18 protein-coding genes are annotated in these 23,399 nt (G+C 45.9%); 4 read left to right on the top strand and 14 right to left on the bottom strand.

The window, feature by feature from the left end; translation table 11 throughout:
• Positions 1–240: 240 nt before the first annotated feature.
• From MZ182_RS16890 to MZ182_RS16860, 7 genes are all read right to left on the bottom strand, one after another.
• Positions 241–1,284 carry a methyltransferase gene (locus MZ182_RS16890; RefSeq protein WP_014611291.1) on the bottom strand — a complete coding sequence of 348 codons (1,044 nt, stop codon included), beginning with the start codon at positions 1,282–1,284 and terminating at the stop codon, positions 241–243.
• Between the two features lie 151 nt (positions 1,285–1,435).
• The gene (locus MZ182_RS16885) at positions 1,436–2,758 is read right to left on the bottom strand and encodes an alkaline phosphatase (protein ID WP_011788159.1); all 1,323 of its coding nucleotides are present in this window, start codon (positions 2,756–2,758) and stop codon (positions 1,436–1,438) included.
• 86 nt (positions 2,759–2,844) lie between these two features.
• A complete protein-coding gene (gshB, locus tag MZ182_RS16880; RefSeq protein WP_248066658.1) occupies positions 2,845–3,798 on the bottom strand; it encodes a glutathione synthase in 954 nt (317 codons plus the stop codon).
• 64 nt (positions 3,799–3,862) lie between these two features.
• Positions 3,863–4,594: a 16S rRNA (uracil(1498)-N(3))-methyltransferase gene (rsmE, locus tag MZ182_RS16875; protein WP_011788161.1), complete on the bottom strand. Its 732-nt coding sequence runs from the start codon at positions 4,592–4,594 to the stop codon at positions 3,863–3,865.
• An 8-nt stretch (positions 4,595–4,602) separates the two neighbouring features.
• Positions 4,603–5,382, bottom strand: coding sequence for an endonuclease (endA, locus tag MZ182_RS16870; RefSeq protein ID WP_248066659.1), 780 nt, complete (start codon positions 5,380–5,382; stop codon positions 4,603–4,605).
• 137 nt (positions 5,383–5,519) lie between these two features.
• Complete coding sequence (locus tag MZ182_RS16865) at positions 5,520–6,179, bottom strand: SprT family zinc-dependent metalloprotease (RefSeq protein WP_248066661.1); 660 nt, start codon at positions 6,177–6,179, stop codon at positions 5,520–5,522.
• A gap of 188 nt (positions 6,180–6,367) precedes the next feature.
• Complete coding sequence (locus MZ182_RS16860) at positions 6,368–7,522, bottom strand: hypothetical protein (RefSeq protein WP_014611280.1); 1,155 nt, start codon at positions 7,520–7,522, stop codon at positions 6,368–6,370.
• A gap of 327 nt (positions 7,523–7,849) precedes the next feature.
• Here MZ182_RS16860 and blaOXA point away from each other — a divergent pair, with 327 nt between their 5' ends.
• Complete coding sequence (blaOXA, locus tag MZ182_RS16855; protein WP_248066663.1) at positions 7,850–8,662, top strand: class D beta-lactamase; 813 nt, start codon at positions 7,850–7,852, stop codon at positions 8,660–8,662.
• 80 nt (positions 8,663–8,742) lie between these two features.
• Here blaOXA and MZ182_RS16850 read toward each other — a convergent pair whose 3' ends face one another.
• Positions 8,743–9,654, bottom strand: coding sequence for a LysR family transcriptional regulator (locus tag MZ182_RS16850; protein ID WP_011788166.1), 912 nt, complete (start codon positions 9,652–9,654; stop codon positions 8,743–8,745).
• Between the two features lie 121 nt (positions 9,655–9,775).
• Between MZ182_RS16850 and MZ182_RS16845 the strand changes: the two genes are divergently transcribed.
• Both MZ182_RS16845 and fusA read left to right on the top strand, forming a co-directional pair.
• Positions 9,776–14,329: a biotin carboxylase N-terminal domain-containing protein gene (locus MZ182_RS16845; protein WP_248066667.1), complete on the top strand. Its 4,554-nt coding sequence runs from the start codon at positions 9,776–9,778 to the stop codon at positions 14,327–14,329.
• Between the two features lie 566 nt (positions 14,330–14,895).
• The gene (gene fusA / locus MZ182_RS16840; RefSeq protein ID WP_011788168.1) at positions 14,896–16,989 is read left to right on the top strand and encodes an elongation factor G; all 2,094 of its coding nucleotides are present in this window, start codon (positions 14,896–14,898) and stop codon (positions 16,987–16,989) included.
• Between the two features lie 134 nt (positions 16,990–17,123).
• On the opposite strand, the gene MZ182_RS16835 is transcribed toward fusA, so the two are convergent.
• Positions 17,124–18,011: a LysR family transcriptional regulator gene (locus MZ182_RS16835; RefSeq protein ID WP_248066669.1), complete on the bottom strand. Its 888-nt coding sequence runs from the start codon at positions 18,009–18,011 to the stop codon at positions 17,124–17,126.
• A 93-nt stretch (positions 18,012–18,104) separates the two neighbouring features.
• On the opposite strand from MZ182_RS16835, the gene MZ182_RS16830 reads away from it, so the two are divergent.
• Positions 18,105–18,257, top strand: a complete 153-nt coding sequence (locus tag MZ182_RS16830) for a hypothetical protein (RefSeq protein ID WP_014611276.1) — start codon at positions 18,105–18,107, stop codon at positions 18,255–18,257.
• A 198-nt stretch (positions 18,258–18,455) separates the two neighbouring features.
• Here the strand turns inward: MZ182_RS16830 and napB are convergent, their stop codons facing one another.
• Genes napB through MZ182_RS16805 form a run of 5 tightly spaced genes read right to left on the bottom strand, consistent with a single transcriptional unit; the run spans position 18,456 to position 23,386 of the window.
• Complete coding sequence (gene napB, locus MZ182_RS16825) at positions 18,456–18,887, bottom strand: nitrate reductase cytochrome c-type subunit NapB (protein WP_014611275.1); 432 nt, start codon at positions 18,885–18,887, stop codon at positions 18,456–18,458.
• Entirely contained in the window at positions 18,884–19,855 is a 972-nt protein-coding gene (gene napH, locus MZ182_RS16820; RefSeq protein WP_248066671.1) for a quinol dehydrogenase ferredoxin subunit NapH, read from the bottom strand. The genes napB and napH overlap by 4 nt, the downstream gene beginning before the upstream one ends.
• Complete coding sequence (napG, locus tag MZ182_RS16815) at positions 19,852–20,586, bottom strand: ferredoxin-type protein NapG (protein ID WP_011788173.1); 735 nt, start codon at positions 20,584–20,586, stop codon at positions 19,852–19,854. Before napG ends, napH begins: the two co-directional genes overlap by 4 nt.
• Positions 20,587–20,639: 53 nt before the next feature.
• Positions 20,640–23,120: a nitrate reductase catalytic subunit NapA gene (napA, locus tag MZ182_RS16810; RefSeq protein ID WP_011788174.1), complete on the bottom strand. Its 2,481-nt coding sequence runs from the start codon at positions 23,118–23,120 to the stop codon at positions 20,640–20,642.
• The gene (locus MZ182_RS16805; protein WP_011788175.1) at positions 23,117–23,386 is read right to left on the bottom strand and encodes a chaperone NapD; all 270 of its coding nucleotides are present in this window, start codon (positions 23,384–23,386) and stop codon (positions 23,117–23,119) included. Before MZ182_RS16805 ends, napA begins: the two co-directional genes overlap by 4 nt.
• Positions 23,387–23,399 lie beyond the last annotated feature (13 nt).

Below are 23,399 nucleotides of genomic sequence, written 5' to 3'. Positions count from 1 at the left end.
CTTAACAAATATTTTATATTTCAATAGTTAAAAACCTATGTTAGGTGCGATAAAACAGCATCAATGCTGCATTAGTTGTAGCAAATCGATGGGTGAGCCGTTTCACAAATCAGTGCGAATGTTTTTATGTTGAATCCACTCTGAATATACTCACAACCTAAATTTATGGCAGGAAGTGCAAATGTTTTTAAGCGACAGAAGATGCTGCAACGTGTCTCTTTCGGTCGCTTAGGTAGAGACTTATTGTTGCTGAAAGTAATACAGCTTGTATTTATTGTTTTCGGCGGGGACTGTTAACTGGCCAAATTCTGCTGCAATGATATCAGAGTAAGGTAAGTGGCGATTGGCAACAATTTGCCAAATACCGTTATGCTGTAATTGCTTTGCACTGTCTGTAACGAAATTTTTCGCTATATTAGTTGTGCTAGTTAGACCATCGTGAAACGGTGGGTTAGAAATAATACCGTTAAATTTTCCTGTGGTTTGAGCGAGTCCATCAGAGGGGTAAACTTTAGCTGTCATACCATTGGCTGCAAGCGTGAGTTCACAAGATGCTAACGCCATGGCATTAATATCAATGCATTCCAAGGATAGATGCGGTTGTGCCTTGAGTAAGGCGGCGGCAATCACACCAGCACCGCAACCAAAATCGAGCACTCGACCTGAGAGTGTGGGCAGGTGTGATAGCAATAATTCTGTGCCGAGATCTAACCGTTTTTCACTAAATACCCCCACTAAGTTACAGATACTGATCTCACCCTGTGGTGTGCTGAGTTGATACTGGCTGACCCAGTCGCTGAGTTTCATTGCCGGGGCGCGGCCCTCTAAATTGCTACCAAATAGCAGGCAGTGGCGGGCGTTATCGAGCTTCATCCCCGTCGCAAAATACTCAGGCAAGAGTTTAACTAAAGACTTAATGCCGCCTTTGTTTTCCCCAACCACTAACAGTTGGCCGTTAGGCACAAGATAGCTGGCGGCGAGGTTAAACAGATAAGGTGCGAGGGGTTTAGCCTTGGGGAAGTAAACGATAACCGTATCGTACTTTTCTGGTTTAATTGGGTCTTGATGTGGCAATTCGTGGCCGAAGTAGCAACGCAGTTTTGAATTCGCGTGCGGCGCTAAGTGTAAATAATGGTGATAATCCAAGGCGAGGGCATCGACCGAGGCCGCGACATCGAGCAGGGCTTTGGGCAGTAGATCGGCTTCATGGTTGAGCACTAACACTTTATGTTGGTTTAGGCTGTCTTGATTGCGAATGATAACTTGCGATGGATTGGTTAACACAGTGACTCACACCAATAGATTGAAGTGTGGGCATTATACCCGTTATTCGTCATTCAGCCAGTTTGCATCCAAGAGTTTCAGCAAAGGGTGATAAAAAAGGCAACGCTATTATGCAGTTGCCTTTAGTGTCAGGTGTTGAAGGGCCAAAAGCTTAACTTTTGGATTTCTTCGGTTTTGGCAATAAACTTAAGATCTTATTGGCAATATCCGTATTGTCCTGATGGCCGTTAAACAGCTCTGATGCAGGACCTGCAGCAAAGACTTGTACATCTGTACCTGTGTGGCCGTCAGTTGTCCATCCTGTATCTGTACGTTTATCGATAACATGGCGAATCGCGATGGCCATGGTTTCTAACCCCTGCATTCTGGCAACATTTAATTTGGTCACTTCTTCTTCGCTAAGCTCAAATCCTAAACCACGGGCGAGATCAGCTTGCCATTCATCTCCGCTAATGGCGGCTAAAGCTAAGGTGTCTGAACTGGCAGAAATATTTCGCAGAATTTCGGGATTCCAGTTGTAGTTACCATTGGCACCAATCGATAGACCTCCAGTATTGTGGTCGGCGGTAATGACCATTAGCGTGTCTGGATTTTGGCGAACAAATTGTTCAACTACTTCAATGGCATTAGAGAACTCATCCATTTCCCCCATCACAGTCGCTATGTCATTATTATGGCCCGCCCAGTCGATTAAACTCCCTTCAACTAAGAGTACAAACCCTTGTTCATTTTGTGAGAGTAAACTAAGGGCTTTCTGGGTTAAGGTGCTGAGTTTTTTAGCTTCTTTTTCATCAATGGCCCAAGGCAATTGCACCTCGGCAAACAGACCTAACACTTTAGGTTGGGTAATAGTGGCGAGATCATCAAAACGGGTGATGTGTTGATAGCCTTTGGCTGTAAATTGCGCTAGCAGCTCGGGTGAGAAATACTTTTGACCGCCACCTAAAAATACATCAGCATTAGTTTCTAAATAACTGAGTGCTATCGCATCGTAGTTTTTACGGCTTTCATTATGGGCCAAAAATGCCGCTGGCGTGGCATGGTTGATTTGTGATGTAACAGCTACGCCTGTGCTTAAGCCAAGGGATTTGGCTTTTTCGAGTATGGTCGGTAGTGGTTGCTTTTGAGTATCAACTGAAATCGCCCCATTATACGATTTAACGCCTGTGGCGAGCGCGGTTGCGGCGGCCGCAGAGTCGGTAACATAGCCACTGACACTGGCGGGATAGGTACTCGCCATACCCACCAGTAAACGGTCAAATACGGTTTGTTCGACTTCTTCGGTATCTGGATTATCTTTGTAGTAACGATAGGCGCTCGTATAAGCAGGCCCCATACCATCACCTATCATAATGACGATATTTTTCGGGCGAGATGGTGCTTTTGTTGGGCCTGTTTCGATGTTTGCCCAAGTCGAAGTCGATAGCAATAAGCCTATGCCGAGCAACAAGAGTGGCGCTTTGGTGAAACTCATATCACATCCCTAGAAAGTGGCTTGGCGCTAGCTAATTCATAGCGCCTTAGAACAACAAACTCTTATAAGTTAACATATTAGTTCAATCAAGCTGAGGCTTTAACGCGCGCCTCAATAGCATCCATTAACATACCTGTGATGTCGACATCAAATGCCGCTTGGATTTCACGGATACAGGTTGGGCTTGTCACGTTTATCTCAGTCAGCTTGTCACCAATGACATCTAGCCCGACAAAAATCAGTCCACGTTTTTTAAGCTCAGGACCAATGGCACGGGCAATCGCCCAATCGCTGTCGGATAAAGGCTGGGCTACACCGCTACCGCCAGCAGCTAAGTTACCACGGGTTTCGCCTTTCATTGGGATACGCGCCAAGGCGTAAGGCACTGGCTCACCATCGACCACTAAAATGCGTTTATCGCCTTGGGTTATCTCAGGGATAAAGGCTTGCGCCATCGCATATTGTTGACCATAACTGGTCAAGGTTTCGATGATGACACCAAGGTTTGGGTCATCCTGCTTCACGCGGAAAATCGAGGTGCCACCCATGCCATCTAAAGGCTTAAGAATAATATCGCCCTTCGCTTGGTGGAAAGCGCGGATACGTTTGGCATCACGGGTTACGATCGTTTCTGGAGTGAATTCGCTAAACCATGCGGTAAACAGTTTTTCGTTAGCATCACGCAAACTTTGTGGCTTGTTAACGATCAATACGCCTTGTTCTTCGGCGCGTTCAAGCATATAAGTGGCGTAGATAAACTCAGTATCGAATGGTGGGTCCTTACGCATTAGGATCACGTCGAGTTCGCTCATCGGCGTGTCTGTAGCTTCGCCGAGTTCAAACCATTTGCTCGCATCATTGAAAACAGTTAACTGGCGCATATTGGCCATAGCCACACCGTTGACCATGGCAAGATCGGCCATTTCCATATAAAACAGCTGATAACCTCTTTCCTGCGCGGCCATTAACATGGCAAAACTGGAGTCTTTCTTAATGTTGATCTCACTGATGGGGTCCATCACTATGCCGAGTTTTATCATTAATCTGTTCCTTATTTGTCGCCGTTCGCAGGCAAAAAAGTATTAATTAGGTGTTGCTTGTCGATCAGCCTAAATCACCGAATCTAAGTTGCAGTGCTGTAATGGCGGTGAGCGAGGCGGTTTCGGTGCGTAGCACTCTGGGGCCAAGCAACACATCGGTAAACTGATAGGTTTCTGTCATGGCGATTTCTTCCGCCGACAAACCGCCTTCTGGGCCAATTAATAAACGCACGCGGGTATGGGCTAAATCTAAGCCATTGATACCGTGTGCGGCACGTGGATGCAGATTGAGTTTAAGTGCCGAGGTCGGCTCACTGCACCAATCGTGTAAGTCCATCGCTGGGCGAACCACGGGCACTTGACTGCGTCCCGATTGCTCACAGGCGCTCACGACGATCTTCTGCCATTGTTGAATTTTTTTCTCTAGGCGTTCACCGTTGAGTTTCACGCCGCAGCGATCAGAAAACAGCGGCGTAATCGTATTCACGCCAAGCTCGACGGATTTTTGAATGGTGAACTCCATTCTATCGCCACGGGAAATCACTTGGCCTAAGTGCAAGTTGAGTGGCGATTCTGATAAATTTGCCTCACAGGAGAGCAATTTTACTGTGACATGCTTTTTACCTGCATCAACAATTTCAGCAAGATAATCATTGCCATCGCCATTGAATAGACTGATATTTTCACCGTTGCCCATGCGTAACACTTTGCCGATATGGGCCGCGCCATCTTCGTCTAAGTTCAGCAGTTGATTGATAGCTAATGGCTGAGGTTGATAAATTCTTGGGACTCTCATTGTCGACCTTACTCGGCTAATTGTTGACGCTGTGGTGGCGCATTACAGGCATTCTGCACAAAGGGGTTATGGTTGCCTTGAACCTGCGCTATGGCGTTATCGCGTTGGCACTCAATAGTATCAACTGGATAGGTTTTATCCCATGCCTTAAACAATTTTAATTGGCTAGAGGCAATTTTAAGACCATAGGTCTGCTGCATATACAGGTAGGTTCTGGCTATCTTACCGCGGGTATTCGCGGGTGGCTGTACCTGACGATTCTTAAAGTCGACAACTATAGCACATTGACCATATTGATTGGCTTTACCGTTCCATTCGCTAAAGCGGAAATTACTGCGATCACCATTCACTTCACCTATGGCGGGCACTAAGTTGTGCATGTCTGCCTCCATCTTATTAAATTCATTGCTGTTATCGGCGCAGTTTTTACGACCACCCTTTTGCCAGCATTGGAGTTGATGGCCAAATTCCCAGGCGGGCACTATATGCTCCCACTCGATACGGTTAGCACGAGTTTCCTGTTTACGGACTTGGTAACCACAACTGGTGAGATCGGGTTTCCACGATTTGCCTTTAATCTGAATGTCACAGCCGCAATAAAAGCTGACTGCGGGCAGCATACCTTGACGATTGCCAGCATAAAGCGTCTGCGACTTAGTTTTCGCTTGGCTGAAACTATTGGGGTGTGATGGTGATGCACTTGTGGGGACAGATAGGGTCACCGACCAAGTGATGAGGCACAGCAAAAGTCGCCGTGAATAAACGGTTAAAGAGGCTTTGTTCAACATTTATCCCAAAATAACAAATACAACGCGAGCCTCTGGCTCGTCTTTTATGGCGTGATGGTAAGGGAAAGACGGTCGCTTATGCAAATTGAGTCGTACTTAGGGGTGTTTAAGCTAAAAGTGGTTAGGCCAAGATTTAATTAGATAGCAGTTAAATGGGTCTTACAGCGTTTACAGATATAACGACTTTCACCGCGCAGAACCTTGTTATGGCGGCGAATACTGAGTCGAATCGGTCCGCAGGCACAGCGATATTCAACCTCTTTGCTTGCAACTGAGGTGGTGTTGAAATTGTGGGTAGTCTTTGGATTGACCTTAAATACCGTTAGCATCAAAGATTGCCATTCTTTACCGTGGGGTTTGGTTTTACCAAAAAGCTGAAAACACAGTAGATGACAAATTTCGTGAGGCACGACCTCTGTCAGAAAAGCTTCGCTGTTTTCCCGCAGTAATACGGGATTGAATCTTAATCTGTTCTGCTGTAAATGGGCTGTGCCTGCACTTTTGCCCCTGAGCGTAAATTGCGTTATTGGGCGAGGGAATGCACGTTTAAGCGTCATTTCGGCCGTTTGATAACAGGTTTCAATTCGCTCTAGTACTTGAATTTGTAGTGATGAGAGTGGACGTGATGAACCGGTGAAAATATGTGCCTGAGTTGGATTGGGTGCTGGTGGACTCATTATCACCTGGAACTTATCTTGGCTTTGGCCTAAGGCTGAATACGTCGATTTTGTCAGCGGGGCAAGTGCTTCACTGCTGCGACGGCGTAAGGCATTGAGTAAGTCAGCGGGTTTCAGCATAGGGTTAGCGTTGGATCTCGTCGGTTAAAGATAAAATTGAGTGCTTAAAACTTATCGGTGATTAAGCCTGCCTAAGCGTTCACATCAGAAGCGTTCGCATCATAGCGAACGCTATCTAACAATGCCAGTTTCAGTCAGTTTCAGTCAGTTTCAGTCAGTTTCAGTCAGTTTCAGTCAGTGTGGCTTTGTTATAAACTCGCCGTCGCTTGCATCACCATAGTGCGTACTTGTTCGACTATGGCTTGCTCAGTATCTGCGTCATAGCCTTTGACTCTTGGTGTGTGAATGTGGCCGACCTTGGCATGGCTATTAAACTTTTGCTGCAAGACTATGGCACGATAGGAGATTTCATTAGAAAGATAACCGCCGCCAGAGCCTTCGACTGAGGTTTCGTTTTGCAGTTCGTTTAATGATGTCGCGCTAAATTCACCGCGGGTAAGGGTTGTGACAGTATGGTTATCATTGACTTTCCATTGGCCATCTTTGACTTGCATGGCTGCGACGGGCAGTGAAAATTCCACAAATTCGGGGCCGATAAAATCTTTGCCATTGAGCTTAGGGGCAACGGGCGCGGTTTTCGTGCCGCCAGTGAGGACGTTTTGGTTATCGGGTGCCGCTGCGCTGCGATTGCGAGCAGGGAAGCGTTCGATATCAAAGTCGGTTCGGCCCATGCTAACGGTGAACACAAATTGGGTTTTAGGATCACGATAAATCGGGCTCAATAGCGATTCGATAAGACCTTGGTCAAAATCTTCAAAACGTACAGGGATCATAGCGGTTTCGATTTGCGCCGTTTTCCCATTAATTTCAAAGCGAAAACCATCCAAGGCGAGGGCAACTAGACCGGAAGGGTTACTCTGGGTGATATCTTTGTCGAGGAAGAAAGGATCGAAACCCGTGAGGAATATTTTGATTTGGACATCATCACCATATTGAATATCGCTAAAACCCCGTGAGGCTTTTTCAACTGCACTCATTAATATGTCTTGTTGCCAATCGGCCATTTTAAAGTTGGCGCTGGTGGTTTTTAGACTATTAAGCATAGCAAGGCGAGCCCAGTATAAAGGTCGGTCGTCAAAATGCCCTGACTGTACATCGCGGACAGCTTGTTGCCACAATCTGTGCCCTTGGCGCGCTGCTAAGTGGGTGGCGTCAACTTCGTTTTTCTTTGAGCTCAGTTGAGCCAGACCATCGTCAAGTGCTTGATAGCGAGTGACTACGTCGCCTATGGTTTTTTCGGCTGTGGGTAGGCGGGAAACTTCAACGTCACCAAATAACTGCACGGCACTGGCTGTAGTCATTAAGCTGGTGGTGAGGATGAGTGTTAACACTGGCTTCAACATGTTTGGCTTCCCTGTAGTGATTAGACGTTATTCATTGGAAATAATGATTATTTTTTCGTGTAGATAGGCTCTTATGCCAAAAAGTATGCACTACAAGCTGAGGGTAATAAAGTTAAGCCCAGTGATCTTTGTGATCTTATACCAATATCTTCTATCACAAATCATGTGGATCTGGCATTAATCCATCTGCAACAGTGCAATAGGGTCTAGTTTGCCTCTTTTTTGCCACAATTGGTCAGCAGTTTGCTAGGGCATGTCGTAGTGCTAAGTGATAGCCTTAATCACTTTTTTAGTTTGTTGGATTGTTTGTTTTTTCAAGGAGATTTTATGCGTTTGTTCGTCATCTCGGCGGTATTGGTGATGTCCTCCATCTCAGCTTCCCCTGTTTTTGCTGCTAGCTCGCCCCAAAAAGAGTGGCAAGAAACCCGCAGTTGGGATGCCAGTTTTACTCAGCACCAAGCTAAAGGCGTGGTGGTGTTATGGAATGAAAATAAACAACAGGGATTCACTAATAATCTTAAACGCGCCAATCAAGGTTTTTTACCTGCATCGACGTTTAAAATTCCCAACAGTTTGATTGCTCTCGATTTAGGGATGGTGAAAGATGAGCACCAAGTTTTTAAGTGGGATGGTAAAAATCGTGATATTGCCGCCTGGAATCGTGACCATAATTTGATTAGCGCCATGAAGTATTCGGTTGTGCCCATCTACCAAGAGTTTGCTCGCCAAATAGGTGATGCTCGCATGGGGAAGATGATCGCTGTTTTTGATTATGGCAATGAGGATATCTCAGGCAATTTAGACAGTTTTTGGTTAGATGGAGGCATTCGGATCTCAGCCAAAGAGCAAATCGATTTCCTACGTCGGCTTTATCATAACAAGTTGCATGTTTCCGAGAGAAGTCAGCGTATTGTTAAGCAAGCCATGCTGACTGAAGCCAATAGTGACTATATTATCCGCGCAAAAACGGGTTATGCCGTAAGGGCCGAACCGAGCATTGGTTGGTGGGTCGGTTGGGTAGAACTCGATGATAATGTATGGTTTTTTGCAATGAATATGGATATGCCATCAGCGGATGGTTTGGCACTGCGCCAAGCCATTACAAAAGAAGTACTCAGGCAGGAAAAGATTATCCCCTAATCAACTGTGTTATGGGTGACAGATGAAAACAAAAAGCCTAGTGGGATAATCTAGGCTTTTTGTTATTAATGGGTAAACCCTTAGCCCATTAACGATTGCAGGCTTTCTTGGCTGCTAAAGCGTTTTACAAAGAAGTCCAAAAACACGCTGATATTGGTTGCCAGTTGGCGTCGACTCGAATAAACCCCATAAACCTTAAAAGGTTCAATCGGCCATTCCTGTAAGATTGGCACTAGCTGTCCATTGGCGAGTTCTGTCTTACAAGCAGAATTAGATAGCATGGCAATGCCAAAATCATCCATGGCTAACTGCTTTACCATGATAGGGCTATTGACTCGCACCTTACGTTGGAAGTTCACCATAGTTTTTCGTGGGCCTTTGCCGAGGGGCCAGATAGGTGCTGAGCGTGAAGTCCCTAATAAAATGCCACTGTGCTGACTGAGTTCCTGTGGTGTTGCGGGTGTTCCCCTGAGTTTTAGATAACTCGGACTTGCGACTAAAATGGGCTGGCGTTCAAACAATAATCTTGCCACTAAGTCAGATGATTGCAGTGGACCATATTTGATAGCGATGTCATATCCTTCTCCGACTAAACCTATATCATTGTCAGTAAACTGGACATCTAATTCCACATTGGGATATAAACGCATAAATCCGCTACAGAGGTTAGCGATTAATTCTTGGCTAAATGATACCGGGATTGCAATTCGTAATGATCCTGACACATCATCGTGAGTATTCTCGATAACTGCCTTGGCCGCTTCTACCTCATTGCGAATGGAATCACAGTGTTGATAAAAGAGTGCCCCGACTTGGGTCAAACTCAGGTTACGGGTGTCGCGCTGTAATAATCGTACGCCAAGTTGTTCTTCAAGCTGCGCGATTTTGCGACTAATGGTGGATTTTGGGTGGCCGGTTTCACGTGCAGCTTGGGAGAATCCCTTTGCTCTAACTACGGCTGCAAATAGCATCATACCGTTTAAATCTGGCATGTTTTTCCCACTGTCTCATATATGGAACATAGCGTCTTATGCAGTTTAATGGCATTTGGCGGGATAACAAAGTTATATTTATTGGCTAAAAATTTTCAGAGGCTAAGCAGAGGATCTTTTGATGACCAGCAAAAATCAGCCCACACACATGACTCAAGCCCAAACGCCCGACCCGCTTTTTTTACAAGCCGAGCATTTGGCAAAGGATTTTTCTCTGTTTCCAAAACACAGCAAACAGAGTTTAACGGAAGAAATTAAAGGTCTTTTAAGTGAAGATGCCATTCAGGCAAACTTAAAAGATTTGGCATCATTAGATGTTGATGGTTACGTTGCTAAGGTGATCCTGCCGACTCAAGATAAAGGTCGCCCAGGGGCTAAGCGTATCATCGCCGATCTTAAAGGCCGATTGATCACTGAAACTCACTTAGGCTCTTTTTACAGTGCCGAAATTGAGCTTAATTTCGGTTCTCGTACTCGCCGTGTTGGTTTTATCGCTCAAGAGCGCACCACAGCGAACGGTGCTTGGATGCCTGAGCATCACTACGCTGCCTGTAAAGCAATTCGTCATTTTGCCGAATTGTCTATGCCAATTATCTATTTAATTGATACCCCAGGAGCGGATGCTGGCGAAATTGCTAACAGCCAAAACCAAGCTCATTCTATTTCTAAGGCGATTGCCGAGAGTGCTAACGTTGACGTGCCTACAGTCGGTATCGTTATCGGTGCAGGTTATTCAGGTGGCGCAATTCCATTAGCGGCGGCGAACATTCTGTTATCGCTGCGCGATGGTATTTTCAACACGATTCAGCCACAGGGTCTGCAAAGTATTGCCCGTAAGTACAATTTATCTTGGCAAGAATGCGCAAAATCTGTTGGTGTATCGCCAGAAGAGCTTTATACCTCCGGCTGTATTGATGGCATTATCGATTTTTCACCGAGCGATCGTGATGAGCGTCAGCATAACTTGCGCCGCGCTATTATCAGTAGTATCGAAACTGTTGAACGTGCCGCAATGAATTTTGTGCGTGAATCTAAGGATTTACGTGAGCATTATGACCGTAGTTTAATGCGTTTCCTTAATCCATCTAAAAACCTGATGGCATTAGAATTGAACGCAGAATTGGCGGTAGCAACCAGCCCAACCAATCACCATAACCTGTTCGGTAGTGCCTATCGTTATCTGCGTTATCTTACGTTACGCAGTCGTATTCATTCTATTTCTCAGGAACAATATGGCCGCTTGTCGCGGGTCAGTGTGCCTGAAGGCGACTTGTTAACGCGCATCCAGCAAGAGCAGGATCGGGTATTCCAAGCTTGGTTGTCTAGCCCCGATAAATTGGTTTATGACGAAGATTTAAACAAGCTTTGGGCTAACTTTGTTGCTAAGCGTGATGAAGTATCGACCGAACGTAATATGTTGACCCGTTTAATTTTGGGTGAACCAAAAGAAAACTATAAAAAAGCCCGTAAGGCGCTGTTATTTAACATCGGTTGGTCCTTATATCACCGTTGGAAGAGCAATGCGGCCAATAACTTTAAAGGGCTTATTCAGCATTTAGAAAATCTACCTAAGTCAGTCACTCAAGCTAAATGGCCTGAGTTGAACCAGTTGACTGTGCTGGATGTGGTGGTAAACGAAGAACTGCGTGAAGATTTTATATGGCAATGCCATAACATCCTGATCTTTAACTCACTTTACGACAACGTGGTGGGCAGCTTAGCGTCAATCGCTAAAGAAGCTATGATGTCTAAGAGTTTGTCACGTAACTCAGTGAACAATCTGCTGCATAAATCAATTGACCATGCACTGTCGACGCAGGACACCGCTAACGATAAAGCCAAATTTTACAAGTGGCTTAAGTACTTTATGGGGCAATCTAACCGTGCCGACTTGTTGGTACGTGTAGAGCAGTGGAAGAGTGTGGGTTTCCCACAGCTCAATGACAGTTTGTTCGTGGTGCTGACTTACTTCTTCGAGCGCCTACTACCAGAATATTTTGATAGCGAAAGTGATACTAGCAAATACACTGGTGCAATAAACCCTGTGCGTATCGGTCGCCGTAAAGACTTCTGGAACCGCTTGACCATGGGTTATCAGGATCTATTGATCCAAAAAGTACTGCGGGACGAAAAGCGTAAAGGCAATATGACATGGGAAAATGTCATCAAGCAATTCTTTACCCGTTTTGATGAGATTAACGGCAACAAAATGTCGGCTAACTTATTGAACTTCCCAGGTTTCCGTTTATCGATTGAAGATGCTTTAGATAAAGGAATACGTCCTTGTGGTCTAATCACTGGTATTGCGGATTTTAAAGAGAAAGGCCAAAAAGTCCGTGTGGGCGTGGCTGTCTCTAACACCGCATTCCAAGCGGGTGCCTTCGATATGGCGAGCGCCGAGAAATTCTCTGCGCTGCTGATTGAGTGTGCTAAGCGTAAGTTACCTGTTGTGTGCTTTATTAGCTCTGGCGGTATGCAGACGAAAGAAGGCGCGGCAGCACTTTTCTCTATGGCGGTAGTCAACGACCGTATTACCCGTTTTATTCGTGATAACGAATTGCCAGTATTGATGTTTGGTTTTGGTGATTGTACTGGTGGTGCACAGGCGAGTTTTGTGACTCACCCATTGGTACAAACTTATTACCTATCTGGCACGAATATGCCGTTTGCAGGGCAAATGGTGGTTCCTGCTTACCTGCCATCGACGGCAACGCTGTCTAACTATCTGTCTAAAGTTCCTGGTGCAATGGCGGGCTTAGTCCATAACCCATTTAGTGACACGTTAGACAGCCAGTTAGCAAGTATCGATCCTTTGATGCCGATGCCAACTGCAAACATTAACGATGTGATTATTAATGCACTCTCGACACTGGTGGTTGAAACACCCGTTGAAGAAGATGTTATCGTACAAAGCGATCCTCGTAAGTTAATGAAGCCAATCAATAAAGTATTGGTTCATGCCCGTGGTTGTACGGCGGTTAAACTGATCCGTAAAGCGCACGATAATAATATCAATGTGGTCTTAGTCGCCTCAGATCCTGATATGACATCAGTGCCAGCAGACATGCTTAAAGACACCGACAAGTTAGTTTGCCTCGGTGGTAACACCTCGGATGAAAGTTACTTGAATGCCTACTCAGTGCTGAAAGTTGCTGAGTATGAGCAAGTCGATGCACTGCACCCTGGTATCGGTTTCTTATCTGAAAGTCCGCAGTTTGCTGCATTGTGTGTGAATAACGGCGTTAACTTTGTTGGCCCTAGCGTGCATTCAATGACCACTATGGGTAATAAGTCGAACGCGATTAAAACGTCTCAAGCGCAAAATGTACCAGTCGTGCCAGGTTCTCACGGTATTCTGACCAATGCTGAGCAAGCGGTTAACGTGGCGAGTGAAATTGGTTATCCAGTACTGCTGAAAGCCGTACAAGGCGGTGGTGGTAAAGGTATTCAGGTTGTTAAACGCCCTGAGGATATGATTGGCCTATTCCAAAAGACAGCGACCGAAGCGGCTGCAGCTTTTGGTAATGGCGACTTATACTTAGAAAAATATGTGACCTCACTGCGTCATATCGAAGTGCAGTTATTGCGTGACAAGTTCGGCAACGCCAAAGTGTTAGGTCTGCGTGATTGTTCGGTACAACGTAACAACCAAAAAGTCGTCGAAGAATCTGGCTCAACCATGTTGCCGGATGAGCTTAAAAAACAGGTGTTGGATTACACCCGTGCTTTAGGTGATGCGACTGATTATATGGGTGCTGGTACTGTTGAGTTCATCTATAACTTAGATGCAAACGAAGTGTACTTCATGGAAATGAACACCCGTCTACAGGTAGAGCATCCAGTAACGGAAGCCACTTCTGGTATCGATATTGTGAGTGCACAGTTTGATATCGCAGCGGGCCGTTCAATCGAGCATTTAGAGCCGAAGGAAATTGGCTATGCGATGGAAGTACGTGTGACTGCTGAAAAAGCGGCGCTCGATAGCCATGGCATACTGCAGCTTATTCCAAACCCAGGCAAGATCACTGAGTGTGTATTCCCAGAGCATCCTGATGTGGAAATCATCTCAATTGCTGCGCCAGGCAAAGAAGTCTCGCCATACTATGATAGCTTGATTGCGCAAATCATTATGCGCGGTGAAAACCGTGAAGATGTGATTGCCAAGCTGCATGCTTATCTGGATAGCGTAGTGCTGAAAGGTATCGCAACTAACATTCCGTTACTTAAGCTAATCTTAAATGACGGTACCTTCAAAGAAGGCGTATACGACACTAACTATCTACCACGCTTTATGGCTGAACTTGATATTCCTGCGCTTATCGCAGAAATGGAAGCGGCAGCTGAAACAGTGGGTGTTGATACTGAGTCTTTACGTGTGGGCGAAAGTAACGAATTGAAAGTATTAGCCCAAGGCGCGGGTATCTTCTATACCTCTCCTGCACCGGGTGAGCCTGATTTCGTGAAAGAAGGTGATATTGTTACCGTTGAGCAAACCTTAGCGTTAACTGAAGCGATGAAGATGTTCTCGCAGGTCAACTTGGCCGGCTTTAACCGTCAAGGCGCCATACTTTATCCTGAGGATCAGAAGTATCGCATCGAACGCATTCTGAACAGCAATGGTCAACAAGTGTCTCAAGGTGATTTACTCTTTGTGGTATCGCCCGTCGACGCTTAAACGCTAAATAAAATCTGATACTCCGAATACCCGCCTTTGGCGGGTATTTTTTATCTCATTTAACCAGTATTACCATAAAGACTTGATGGTCACTCGGTATTAGTGTTGGGTTTTATACTGACCAAATCTTGGGGGGATGCCCTATTTTGCTTCAAAGGATGTGCTGTCGATAAAATGCCTACCTCATTGTTTTAGGTAATGCGTCATATGATGAGCATTCTTGCTAAGTCTTAAGCCGTTCGAGGTCATATTTTTAGGCGATTTAGCTTATATACAAGGCATAAAAAACCGGAAAAACATCAATATCATTTGCAAAGCTATATTTTTAGGTATTTTTATTGATTGTCTAAAATTTAGGCTAAATTGTTTTACTTGGTTGTTTTTGTTTGTATTTGTGCAAATTTTTTTAAAATTTACCACGACTTTATCGTGAAAAATTGCAAGAGTCATTTGCGCAGAACTGGGTTCCAATTTACAATATGCGCCTAAAATAATCTGATGTGCGGTGTGTCGGTGGTTTGTCGCATACTCCGTCTACTTCTTAAACTAATCATTAAAGTTGAATCATGACCGAATTATCCAAATACAGAAACATTGGTATCTTCGCTCACGTTGACGCGGGTAAAACCACGACCACCGAGCGTATTCTTAAGCTAACTGGTAGAATTCACAAAGCTGGTGAAACACACGATGGTGAATCTACAACAGACTTCATGGTTCAGGAAGCTGAGCGCGGTATTACCATTCAATCAGCAGCAGTAAGCTGTTTCTGGAAAGAACACCGTTTCAACGTTATTGATACCCCAGGGCACGTTGACTTCACCGTTGAAGTTTACCGTTCTCTGAAAGTACTCGACGGCGGTATCGGTGTATTCTGTGGTAGCGGCGGTGTTGAGCCTCAATCAGAAACTAACTGGCGCTATGCTAACGAATCTGAAGTTGCTCGTATCATCTTCGTAAACAAGTTAGACCGTATGGGTGCTGACTTCCTGCGTGTTGTTAAGCAGACTAGAGATGTTTTAGCGGCTAACCCACTGGTTATGGTTCTGCCTATCGGTATCGAAGACGAGTTTAAAGGTGTTGTTGACCTATTAACCCGTAAAGCCTACATATGGGATGATTCAGGTTTACCAGAAAACTTCAGTGTGACAGACGTTCCAGCTGACATGGTTGATCAAGTTGAAGAATACCGTGAAATGCTGATCGAATCTGCTGTTGAGCAAGATGACGATCTGATGGAAGCCTACATGGAAGGCGAAGAACCATCGATTGAAGACCTGAAACGTTGTATCCGTAAGGGTACTCGTACAATGGCTTTATTCCCAACATACTGTGGTTCTGCGTTCAAGAACAAGGGTATGCAACTGGTTCTAGACGCTGTTGTTGATTACTTACCAGCGCCAAACGAAGTTGATCCACAGCCTTTAACTGACGAAGAAGGTAACGAAACTGGCGAACACGCTATCGTTTCTGCCGATGAGCCATTGAAAGCGTTAGCGTTCAAAATCATGGACGACCGTTTCGGTGCTCTGACCTTCGTACGTGTTTATTCTGGCCGTTTGAAGAAAGGCGATACCATTCTTAACAGTGCGACTGGTAAGACTGAACGTATCGGCCGTATGTGCGAAATGCACGCAAACGACCGTATCGAAATTGAATCGGCTGAAGCTGGTGACATTATCGCTATCGTGGGCATGAAGAACGTGCAAACGGGTCACACTCTGTGTGATGTTAAGCACCCATGTACATTAGAAGCCATGGTGTTCCCTGAGCCAGTAATCTCTATCGCAGTAGCGCCAAAAGATAAAGGTGGTAGCGAGAAGATGGCTATCGCTATCGGTAAGATGATCGCTGAAGATCCATCTTTCCGCGTAGAAACAGACGAAGATTCAGGTGAAACCATCCTTAAAGGTATGGGTGAACTGCACTTAGATATCAAAGTTGACATCCTGAAGCGTACTTACGGCGTTGAGTTGATCGTAGGTGAGCCACAAGTGGCCTACCGCGAAACCATTACTCAAATGGTTGAAGACCAATACACCCACAAGAAACAATCTGGTGGTTCTGGTCAATTCGGTAAGATTGAATACATTATCCGTCCTGGTGAGCCAAATTCTGGTTTCGTATTCAAATCTTCAGTTGTGGGTGGTAGCGTTCCTAAGGAATTCTGGCCTGCAGTTGAGAAAGGTTTCGCGAGCATGATGAACACGGGTACTATCGCTGGCTTCCCAGTGTTAGACGTAGAGTTCGAATTAACTGATGGTGCTTACCACGCAGTTGACTCATCAGCTATCGCGTTCGAAATCGCTGCTAAAGCGGCATTCCGTCAGTCTATCGCTAAAGCTAAGCCACAACTTCTTGAGCCAATCATGAAAGTTGACGTGTTCAGCCCAGAAGACAACGTGGGTGATGTGATCGGTGACTTAAACCGTCGTCGTGGCATGATCAAAGACCAAATCGCAGGTGTGACTGGTGTTCGTATCAAGGCTGATGTACCGTTATCAGAAATGTTCGGTTATATCGGTACTCTACGTACAATGACTTCTGGTCGTGGTCAGTTCTCTATGGAGTTCTCACACTACACACCATGTCCAAACAGCGTAGCTGAAAAAGTAGTTGAGCAAGTTAAAGAGCGTAAAGCTGCTGAAGCTAAGAAGTAATTCTTAACTCAACACGAATAGAGACCGCTGCTAAGCCTAGGCTAGCAGCGGTTTTTTTATGGGCGTACATTCTGGTAGACGGTAGACGGTAGACGGTAGACGGTAGACGGTAGACGGTAGACGGTAGACGGTTTCTAGGATTCGGTCTTTTGTTTACTCAATTCCAGCAGCGCATTGGCAGCGGGTGTTAAGGGTAAACTCTGGCGCCAAATTAGTGCGAGATCCCATGTCATAGCGGGCTGCATTGGTTTGAAGATTAATTTGCTGCTAGTGAGTTTATGACAGATAGGCTCAGGTAAAATGGCAACGCCCATATCGGCCTCCACCATAGCCGCTAGAAAATCCCACTGACCGCTACGAAAGGCAATATTCAATTGCACACCAGCCTTACGACTGAGGCGGTTTATCAGCTTAGCGAGGGAGAAATCCTCGTTATAAAGGATAAAAGGATAGGGTTCGAAATCTTGCCAATTGATTTGGGATTTATCGGCTAGAGGATGTCCCTCTGGCAAACAAGCGAGTAATGGATACTTGGTTAAGGGTTGATTGACTAGCTCTGTTTCATGGGTTGTTGGTAGCGCAGTAAAGGCGATATCTAAACTGTTATTCAGCAGTGCTTGCTCGCAGCCAAATCCACCGTATTCATACATCTGCAGTTCAATACCCGGATAACGCTTACGATAACTCGTCAGCAGACCGATAATCAGACTGCTCATCATAGGACATACACCTAATCGCAATCGCCCTGATTTGAGTCCACTTAAGTTACTTATGTCTTCTTGTAGCCTATGCCATTGGCCTAGGATCTCTCTCGCACTATGTTCAAAAAGCTGTCCAGCTTGGGTTAGCTCTACCTTTTGATTGTTACGGATCAGCAGGGTTTCTCCTAGACTTTCCTCTAACCTTTGGATGATCTTGCTAAGCGTTGGTTGGGTGATAAAACATTTTTGTGCTGCACGGGTAAAGTTTTCGGTTTCCACTAAGGTCAGAAAACACTGTAAGGTCTTGATTGGAATATTCATGCTTAAATGGAATCCATATTATGGCATTAATTCATTTTACTGATGATAGCCTAAGTATTACTTTGACCTTGTTAACAAAACAGGGGAATACCGATGAAATCAACTTCAAGTCTATGGGTAGGTGCTTTGTGGCAGGCGGCTATGCCTGTGGCAAAGGATGTACAAAAAGTGAAAGTGACACAAGCAGCACAAACGGCTTCAGTGGGTAATTTGCATAAAGCAAAACAACAAGTAAACCCAGCCTAGGCTGGGTTTTACTTTTTATCATCATTACGCTCTTTCCTGCCCCCATTTACCTTTCCTGACACTCATATTTTTTCTGCGCTGTATTCCAAGCATTTAGCGGCTCTCACCAAGGTGTAGCTATCACAACTCAGTTCACCAAGGCTTTGAAAGTAAAAAGCCACTGAATATCAGTGGCTTTTACGGGCAGGGGAGTATCGTCTATTGGTTTGAGAACTTATTCTCGACTAAGGGTGCTTTATTTTCTGCCTGAGCGACATGGCACTGGGTACAGAAATAATTTTGTCCGTTTAAGGTGCCTTTATCATCAATAACGTGTGATTTAGCAACCGGTGTTGCTTTCATTCGCTCAGCTTTTTCCCAACTATGGCAGCTTAAGCAACCATTTTTATCTAAGGTAATTTTGTAATCATCTTTGTGAGGGATAAGCGGAGGTTGGTCGCTAAAGCTACGTTCGAGTGCTGCGCCACGAGTAGGAAAAACGGGCATAGCATCGGCGGGGCGAATATCGGTAATTGCTGAAGTACCAGCGAGTGAATTGATGGTAACAGGTGCTGAATTAGTGTCTGCTTTCTGGCCTGTGCAGCCGCCGATAGCGACAACAATGGCAGCTAAGGTGAGTATTTTTTTCATTGGTCATTCTCCGCCTTGGTGGCAATGTGTTGACGAATATTGGGTAATGTAGATTCTGTGGATGATTGAGTATTAGAGTGAGCGTTAGCAAAAGTGAAACGATGCTGATAGCTAAATACACGCTTGGCGCAGACATCGATACAGCGGCCGCATTGGGTGCAATCTTGGCTTAAGATCACCGGGTTTTGTCCTTTAAGTGCAGGTTTTAACACATGTCTTTCAGGACAAACGACAAAACAATCCATGCAGTTGTTGCAATCTTTGGCTTGCAGTGCGGCGATCTTAATTGGACTGAGTTTGCCCAAGAGACCAAACAGGGCTCCCGCAGGGCAAAGATGGCCGCACCAAGCGCGCTCGACGATAAATAGATCGAGCAGGAAGATAGCCACAAGGAGCCACAAGCTACCGACAGTGCCAAATAATATTGCTCGATACAGTACTGGGACTGGGTTAATCCATTCCCAAACCGTTAAGCTTGTTATCAAGGGCAACAAGAGTACCAGTGCGAGTAGGTAATAACGTAAATTACGAGGTAGTTCACTAGTGCGAGGTAGATTAAGCCGACGTCTTAGCCAACTCGCGGTATCTGTAACCAAGTTAACTGGACAGACCCAACTGCAAAATACCCTTCCTCCTGCTACGCCATAAAATAAGGCGATAATCCCAGCACCAATAAGCAGGCTAAATTCAGGGATATGTCCCGTCATTAGTACCTGCAAAGCCACTAAGGGATCGGCCAGAGGGACAGTATCAAGCAATAGACTTGCCGATAGGTTACCCTTGAGAATCCAAATACCTGCGACAGGCCCTAGTGCGAATAAACCGAAAAGACTTAGTTGCACTAAGCGGCGTAGCAGCAGATATTTATGGGCTCGCCACCAACCTAGTTCCGCAACTGCAGCCGCAGCAAAAGGTGTTTCCAAGATATTTGTGCTCTTAGATTGAGGCGCTGGTGTCTTCATCTTCATAGCACTAACCCCTTGTTTAACATCTCTAGGGTGGTTTCTTCTGTATTGATGTAAGTATCGTGCTCTGCGGTTTTTCCTAGGGCTAATGCCGTAGGTAGCACCTTGATTGCTGCAATATCGAGTACACAGGCATGTTCACATTTGCCACAGCCAGTGCAGGTATCGCTGTTGACTGTGGGTAAAAACATGGCGTGGTGATCGCTTTGGTTGTTGCGCTGGCGCTCTAAGGTGATGGCATTGTCGATTAACGGACAAACCCGGTAGCAGACATCACAGCGTAATCCCTTAAAGTTAAGACAGTTTTTCTCATCTATCAGTACCGCAATGCCCATTTTTGCATCGTTAATGTGTTCAAGCTGAGGATCAAGCGCACCCGATGGGCAGGCTTTTATGCAGGGAATATCCTCACACATCTCGCAGGGAATGCGCCGTGCGGTAAAGAATGGCGTGCCAGTGGCGGCGCCATCGAACCAGCGTGCCAGCGATAGTGTGTCGTAGGGGCAAGCCTCAACACATAAACCGCAGCGCACACAGGCCGAGAGAAAATCGCCTTCTTCAAGGGCACCTGGCGGCCTGCAAGCTTGAGGGGCGAGCTGGCCTTGGCTTTTTGCCGTAGCCGTTAAGCCTAATCCCACGAGTCCCATCACACAGCCAGCCTTCGCCGTCGTTGCCAAAAATTGGCGACGGTTGACTTGTTTGGCTGTGAATGCACTCTTAACTTGCTGACTCACCTTAGACTCCTTAATTGCTATCAAATGAGCTAATCGCTATCAAAAATGAGGGCTTAAGCCTTCATCACTTTGACTGGGCACTTCTTAAAGTCAGTTTCTTTTGACAGTGGATCGGTTGCATCCAGAATCAACTTGTTCACTAACTGACGCGCATCGAAGAAGGGCATAAACACTACGCCGCGTGGCGGTTTGTTACGGCCTTTGGTTTCAACACGGGTTTTGACCTCACCACGGGGAGAGGCGACAACTACTTCATCACCACGTTGTAGACCACGAGCCTTAGCGTCTTCTGGATGCATAAAGATTTGTGCATCGGGATAAGCGCGATAGAGTTCAGGCACCCGTGCTGTCATCGAACCTGTATGCCAGTGTTCGAGCACGCGGCCAGTTGACATCCACAGATCGTATTCTGAGTTCGGCTCTTCCGCTGCAGGCTCATAGGGCAGGGCGAAAATCACCGCTTTACCATCTGGCTTACCATAGAATTTAAAGCCTTCACCTGCTTTGACGTAAGGATCGCTACCCTCAACGAAACGGCGCAGGGTTTCTTTACCATTGACCACTGGCCAGCGCAGACCACGGGTTTCGTGGTAGCGGTCAAAGTCGGCTAAATCATGGGCATGGCCACGGCCAAAGGCGGCATATTCTTCGAAAATGCCTTTTTGTACATAAAAACCAAAGTGCTGACTTTCATCGTTTAATTCAGCCTTGCAATCGGTTGTTGGAAACTTGTTGATCACGCCGTTGGCAAATAGCACTTCAAACAGGGTCTTATCTGCGTATTCTGGCTGTTTGGCGATAAGCTCTGCAGGCCACACCTCTGACACATTAAAGCGTTTCGCAAATTCCATTAATTGCCACAGATCGGATTTTGCCCCTTCTGGCGCTTTGACTTGTTGATGCCACATATGGGTGCGGCGCTCGGCATTACCGTAGGCCCCTTCTTTCTCTACCCACATTGCCGTTGGCAGGATTAAATCCGCCGCCATGGCCGTTACCGTAGGATAAGGATCGGATACCACGATAAAGTTTTCAGGGTTACGGAAGCCCGGATACATTTCTTCATTGATATTGGGGCCTGCTTGCATGTTATTGGTACACATTGTCCAATAACAATTGAGCTTACCGTCTTTGAGCATACGGCTTTGAAGTACCGCGTGGTAACCCGGTTTTGGTGGAATCGTGCCTTCGGGCACTTGCCACATTTTTTCAGTAATAGCACGGTGCTTATCGTTATCCACAACCATGTCAGCGGGTAGACGATGGGCAAAGGTGCCGACTTCACGGGCGGTGCCACAGGCAGAGGGTTGACCTGTTAATGAGAATGGGCTGTTACCGGGAGTCGCGATTTTGCCCGTCAGTAAGTGGAGGTTGTAGAGCATATTGTTTGCCCATACGCCACGTACGTGTTGGTTAATCCCCATGGTCCAAAGACTCATAACCTTCACCTTGGGATCGGCATAGGCTTTGGCTAAGGTTTCGAGTTTTTCAGGCTCCACACCACTCATCTTAGCCGCGTATTCCAGCGTATAAGTGCTGACGAACTTAGCGTACTCGTCAAAGCTAATTGGGGTTGATTTACCATTGCCAGGGTTTTTGGCTTTCTTCTCTAATGGATGATCTGGACGCAGACCATAGCCAATATCATCAACACCTAAGGCAAATTGAGTATGTTTAGTGACAAAGTCAGTGTTTACAGCTTTGTTTTGAATGATGTAGTTGGCGATATAGTTGAGGATCACTAGATCTGATTGCGGATGGAAAACCATAGGGTTATCGGCTAAGTCGAAGCTGCGATTCTCAAAGGTAGAGAGTACATGTACGCGGCAACTCGGACTGCTTAAACGGCGATCAGATAAACGTGCCCATAAAATAGGGTGCATTTCGGCCATATTCGCGCCCCAAAGCACAAAGTGGTCAGCGGCTTCTAAATCGTCATAGCAACCCATAGGTTCATCGATACCAAAGGTACGCATAAAGCCAACCACAGCCGAGGCCATGCAGTGGCGCGCGTTAGGGTCGATATTATTGGTTAAAAAACCCGCTTTATGCAGTTTGGAAGCGGCGTAACCTTCCCAAATCGTCCATTGGCCTGAACCGAACATACCGACAGAAGTCGGGCCTTTAGTGGCAATGCTGTGTTTCCACTTAGCGGCCATAGTATCAAGGGCGACATCCCAGCTAACAGGGGTAAACTCACCTTCTTTATGGTATTTGCCGTCTTTCATCCGTAGCAGTGGCGTGGTTAATCTGTCCTTGCCGTACATGATTTTCGACAGGAAGTAACCTTTAATGCAGTTTAAGCCACGGTTAACAGGGCTTTCTGGATCACCCTTAGTGGCAACGACTTTACCCGCTTTAGTGCCGACTAATACGCTACATCCTACGCCGCAAAAACGGCAGGGCGCTTTATCCCATTTGATATTATCTGACTCGGCGGCTTCAACCATTTTCACGGGAAGCGTCACGCCAACGGCCGTCGCAGCGGCAAGGGCTGCGTTGGCCTTGAGAAACTCGCGGCGACTTATGCTCATAATATTTCCTCACTCATTTGTTCTAAGGGTTCTACTTGGTGGTAAATCAAACTGGCGGATAACACGCCGGACAGGGCATTAATAGCTTCAACATTGTCGAGAATGGCTTTTTGACTACTCCCTTCAAGGGTGACAACCAATTTACCTTCAGGTGTGATGGCATGAATATCACAGCCCAATAAGGCACTAATATCTGCTTCAACCTGCTGCAAGGCATTGGGGGCTGCATGTACCACAAGGCTAGTAATATGGTATTCCTGACTCATCGCGGGTGACCTT

The organism is Shewanella sp. JNE2 (assembly GCF_023159115.1).
GTDB lineage: Bacteria > Pseudomonadota > Gammaproteobacteria > Enterobacterales > Shewanellaceae > Shewanella > Shewanella putrefaciens.
The sequence above is the reverse complement of the archived record's forward strand: the minus strand, read 5'-3'. Positions and strand labels throughout refer to the sequence as shown.

Coding starts and splice junctions, on each gene's coding strand:
- MZ182_RS16850 (WP_011788166.1), bottom strand. CDS start 9,654: ATGCCAGATTTAAACGGTATGATGCTATTTGCAGCCGTAGTTAGAGCA.
- gshB (WP_248066658.1), bottom strand. CDS start 3,798: ATGATAAAACTCGGCATAGTGATGGACCCCATCAGTGAGATCAACATT.
- MZ182_RS16830 (WP_014611276.1), top strand. CDS start 18,105: ATGAAATCAACTTCAAGTCTATGGGTAGGTGCTTTGTGGCAGGCGGCT.
- rsmE (WP_011788161.1), bottom strand. CDS start 4,594: ATGAGAGTCCCAAGAATTTATCAACCTCAGCCATTAGCTATCAATCAA.
- MZ182_RS16805 (WP_011788175.1), bottom strand. CDS start 23,386: ATGAGTCAGGAATACCATATTACTAGCCTTGTGGTACATGCAGCCCCC.
- napA (WP_011788174.1), bottom strand. CDS start 23,120: ATGAGCATAAGTCGCCGCGAGTTTCTCAAGGCCAACGCAGCCCTTGCC.
- endA (WP_248066659.1), bottom strand. CDS start 5,382: ATGTTGAACAAAGCCTCTTTAACCGTTTATTCACGGCGACTTTTGCTG.
- MZ182_RS16845 (WP_248066667.1), top strand. CDS start 9,776: ATGACCAGCAAAAATCAGCCCACACACATGACTCAAGCCCAAACGCCC.
- MZ182_RS16885 (WP_011788159.1), bottom strand. CDS start 2,758: ATGAGTTTCACCAAAGCGCCACTCTTGTTGCTCGGCATAGGCTTATTG.
- fusA (WP_011788168.1), top strand. CDS start 14,896: ATGACCGAATTATCCAAATACAGAAACATTGGTATCTTCGCTCACGTT.
- MZ182_RS16835 (WP_248066669.1), bottom strand. CDS start 18,011: ATGAATATTCCAATCAAGACCTTACAGTGTTTTCTGACCTTAGTGGAA.
- napB (WP_014611275.1), bottom strand. CDS start 18,887: ATGAAAAAAATACTCACCTTAGCTGCCATTGTTGTCGCTATCGGCGGC.
- napH (WP_248066671.1), bottom strand. CDS start 19,855: ATGAAGATGAAGACACCAGCGCCTCAATCTAAGAGCACAAATATCTTG.
- blaOXA (WP_248066663.1), top strand. CDS start 7,850: ATGCGTTTGTTCGTCATCTCGGCGGTATTGGTGATGTCCTCCATCTCA.
- MZ182_RS16865 (WP_248066661.1), bottom strand. CDS start 6,179: ATGCTGAAACCCGCTGACTTACTCAATGCCTTACGCCGTCGCAGCAGT.
- MZ182_RS16860 (WP_014611280.1), bottom strand. CDS start 7,522: ATGTTGAAGCCAGTGTTAACACTCATCCTCACCACCAGCTTAATGACT.